The following is a 3,985-nucleotide window of genomic DNA, read 5'->3' as shown; positions in this document are numbered from 1 at the left end:
AGCCGGATCGCGCCGACACGACGCGACAAGCGTCTGGCAGGTCGCGTAGGCGCTTACTACCGGCAAAACTTCGCATAGTTCTCCAAACCCTTTCTATATCGGCCGCTTACCTTCGTACAGTTGATGCAACCCTCGACTTCGGCTGGGCTTCGCGACGAATTGGGAGCAGCCGATTGCAGGTGCCAAATGCTTCAGCGACCCGGCCAAATGGATCTCGTGTCAATCGCGGTCAGATCGTGCGGAAGATGCGGGGGAAGTCTTTGGTAGATCCGGTGCGCAAGGCACGCGAACTCGATGTAATCTCCATCGTGGAAGAGGTTCAATCGGTCCGTGAAGCGTTGACGGAAATACTCTTTTCTTCGGGCTTCATCCCAGCACTGTTCCAGAGTGCAGATGATTTCTTGAAATCGCACCGTTTTCTCAGCAAGTCCTTCGCGTGCGTCAGGTCCACCCTCAAAGGCCGGACGGCGCATAGGAGGCAGTCGTGAATTTGGCCGTGTCCACAGATAGAGGACCTCTCTCCCTGCGCTCTCAGGTGCGGTGGAGGCTGGCTTGGGAAAATGAGTTGCGACTCGCCGACCACATCGAACTGTCCGAGTTCTTCCAAAATACCTACGGACCGACCGGGGCGTTTAATGCAAAACCATTCGAAGGCAATCACAGTTGGGCTGGTGCGAGGCCAGAGGTCCGTGCAATCGGCTACGACGCGCGCGGCGTAGCGGCTCATGTCGGCGCACTGCGTCGTTTCATCAAGGTTGGCGCAGTCGATCTACTAGTGGCCGAACTAGGATTGTACGCGGTACGTCCGGATCTCGAGGGACTCGGAATCCCTCATTTAATGCGCGTGATGTATCCCGTGTTGCAGGAACTTGACGTTCCATTCGGCTTCGGCACGGTTCGACACGCGTTGCGGCAGCATATTGCAAGGCTGCTCGGCCGACACGGTCTGGCGACTATTGTGTCTGGAGTTCGCGTGAGGTCGACCCTGCGAGAAGTGCATCTCGACACGCCGCCCACGCGCATCGAGGACGTACTCATTGTCGTCTTACCGATAGGACGGTCAATGAGCGATTGGCCGACCGGAACGATAATTGATCGGAATGGGCCAGAGCTGTGAGGCACTGCTTATCCGAAGCGCGCAGCGAGTGCGCTGACACCACCGGATGTCGCAGTGTTTATTTGACGTTTGACGACGGCCCTAGTCCACTTTGCACACCGGACGTCCTCGATGTGCTGGCGGAACACCGGGTGCCAGCGACTTTCTGTGTCATCGGCGCGTACGCAGCGAGTCAGCCGAAGCTGATCCAGCGAATGATCGCAGAAGGGCACGAGGTCGCAAACCACACGATGACTCATCCGGACCTGTCCAGATGCGAACCCACCGAAGTACAACAGGAAATATTAACGGCAAGCAGGGTCATCAGGATGGCGAGCCCCTAGGCTCCGCTGCGGTATATGCGTGCCCCGTATGGCATGTGGACCGAAGCAGTGCTCACTACGTCAGCGAGCGCTGGCCTGGCGCCCCTCCACTGGTCGGTAGACCCGCGAGACTGGTCCCGTCCCGGCGTGGACGCGATTGTCAGCGCAGTGCTGGCCTCTGTCCGGCCTGGCGCAATTGTACTCTTGCACGACGGATGCCCTCCCGATGAGTTGGGACGATGCACTCACGCTGGTCTGCGCGAGCAGACCCTCATGGCGCTTTCCCTCATGATTCCAGCATTGCATGACCGGGGGTTTGCAATCCGATCGCTTCCTCAACCTCAGCGGACGAACCAGACACCCTATGAACATGCTTGCCGCAACTAGCGCTTTCTCGTTTTATGCGCTGCTCTCGACTGTCTATAAAAGCACGCAGGCGCTTTATGCTCAGCCGACAAACGTGTCATCGCTGTCGGACGGCCTGGTCGACTCCGACGCTCTGCCGGGCGTGGATGTCATCGTTCCCTGCTTCAACGAGGATCCATGCACACTCTCGGCATGCCTAGAGTCCATTGCAAACCAGGACTACGACGGAAAACTGCGGGTCTATGTAGTTGATGATGGTTCTGCGAATCTCGACGCCGTGCGGCCGGTATACGATGCGTACACGCGCGATCCGAGATTCAACCTCATTACGCCTCCCCAAAATATGGGAAAGCGCAAGGCACAGATCGCCGCGATACGCCGCTCGTTTGGAGATTTGGTGCTTAACGTCAGATCGGACACGATAATCGGCTCAGACGTGGTCACGAAGCTTGCATTGAAAATGCAAAATCCAGCGATCGGCACGGCCATGGGTCAGTTGACGGCCAGCAACCGCAGCGATACCTGGCTGACCCGTCTGATCGATATGGGGTACTGGTTGGCTTGCAACGAAGAACGCGCCGCACAGGCTCGCTTCGGCGCTGTTATGTGCTGCTGCGGTCCGTGTACCATATACCGACGGTCCGTGCTTCTTTTGCTATTAGACCAGTACGAGACACAATTTTTTCGCGGGAAGCGGAGCGACTTCGGCGAGGACCGCCATCTCACAATTCTCATGCTGACCGCAGGTTATCGGACCGAGTACGTTCCGGACGCCATTGCGGCGACAGTCGTTCCAGACAGACTGGGGACGTATCTCCGCCAACAACTGCGCTGGGCGCGCAGTACCTATCCTCCTGCGGCGCCGAAGAAAATCGTCACCGACCAGTTGCGCAGCTACCCGGCCGCGAAAACGGAGATCCCTGAGCTCGCGAATGCGAAGCACGTGTTCGTCAAGGCTTGCGCGCGCGTGAACAACCCTGCTGAAAACAGTCATCAACCCACGCGTGAATGCGAGCGCCGGATGCGAGGTTTTCGCTTGCCCGAACGCACGCAGTCATTCCTGTCGTGCTTCGGTCCGATCCCCCAACACTTCGCTCAAGCGTCATCTGCTGAGCGCCTCGCTCTATCGCAAACAGCTCGCCGCGCGATTTGAAGCATGGCGTCTCTTCACCGGCATTGCCCAAGCTCCGACCACCGTGTTCTGAGACACGACTGTCCTGGCCGATATCTCGTCATGGAGTCAGCAACGTGACAGCGCCGTCGCAACCCCACCTCGACACATTGATGTCGTTCGGTCCTGGGGACCCCAAGCGCTCCCACTTCTCCGGAGGGAGGGCGGCGTCCATTCCATCTCGACCGGTCCATGGCCAAATTGCTTTTTTAATTATTTCGAGTATGCATCAAGCGAACAGGTTCGACCTTCCATTCGCTGGCGGATGGAGCTGATCGAGCCACCTGCAACACGACCGAATTGTCCGGAACGTAACATTCGCGACACGAACAATCGGACGATGCACCGCTATAACCCGACATTGTGCCGGTCAACATCCCGCAAATTGCGCTCCGACTGTAGATGCTCGCTTGGCACAACGCTTGCAATCCATCAGCGACAACTCAAGAGATCTGACATGCGCAATCCGATCATCAATGACACAACGCTTCGCGACGGCGAGCAGACCGCTGGCGTCGCATTTCGCACTGAGGAAAAATGCGCAATCGCCGCCGCACTGTCGCAGGCCGGCGTGGCCGAACTCGAAATCGGAATTCCTGCCATGGGTGAGGACGAAATGGCGTGCATCGCTGCAATCGTCGACCTGAACCTCGACGCCCGCCTGATGGTTTGGGGGCGCCTCACCGACGAGGATCTCACCGCGGCATTGCGTTGTGATGCCGATATCGTTCATCTCTCGGTTCCCGTTTCGGATATTCATTTGCAACACAAGCTGCGGCAGTCGCGCAGTTGGGTACTGGCGCAGATCGCACGCGTCGTCGGCGAGGCAGCGAAAAACCATCCAAGAATTTCCCTGGGCATGGAAGACGCCTCGCGCGCGGATCCCTCATTTCTCGTAGAAGTGGCTCAATGCGCGCAGCAGCACGGCGCCCAGCGCGTGCGCTTTGCCGACACTGTCGGTATCCTGGACCCCTTTAAGACCTTCTACGCCATTGCAGCGCTACGCGTTGCCGTCGATCTGGATATCGA

General features: G+C 58.1%; 2 protein-coding genes and 3 pseudogenes. All 5 read left to right on the top strand.

Annotation, left to right across the window (positions count from 1 at the left end; all coding sequences use genetic code 11):
* The first annotated feature begins 484 nt into the window (after window positions 1-484).
* On the top strand, window positions 485-1,117 hold the full coding sequence (locus B0G73_RS39780) for a NodA family N-acyltransferase (RefSeq protein WP_106286478.1): 633 nt from the start codon (window positions 485-487) through the stop codon (window positions 1,115-1,117).
* Complete coding sequence (locus B0G73_RS41730) at window positions 1,114-1,440, top strand: polysaccharide deacetylase family protein (protein ID WP_258194186.1); 327 nt, start codon at window positions 1,114-1,116, stop codon at window positions 1,438-1,440. The genes B0G73_RS39780 and B0G73_RS41730 overlap by 4 nt, the downstream gene beginning before the upstream one ends.
* A 283-nt stretch (window positions 1,441-1,723) precedes the next feature.
* Window positions 1,724-2,572 (top strand): annotated as a pseudogene (locus tag B0G73_RS40890) (glycosyltransferase); the annotation flags it as partial.
* Window positions 2,573-2,644: 72 nt separating this feature from the next.
* A pseudogene (locus B0G73_RS41815) lies at window positions 2,645-2,990 on the top strand (DDE-type integrase/transposase/recombinase); the annotation flags it as partial.
* Window positions 2,991-3,413: 423 nt separating this feature from the next.
* Window positions 3,414-3,985: pseudogene (locus B0G73_RS39765) on the top strand (homocitrate synthase); the annotation flags it as partial.

Origin of the sequence: Paraburkholderia sp. BL25I1N1 (genome assembly GCF_003002025.1) — a bacterium.
GTDB lineage: Bacteria > Pseudomonadota > Gammaproteobacteria > Burkholderiales > Burkholderiaceae > Paraburkholderia.
The sequence above is the reverse complement of the archived record's forward strand: the minus strand, read 5'-3'. Positions and strand labels throughout refer to the sequence as shown.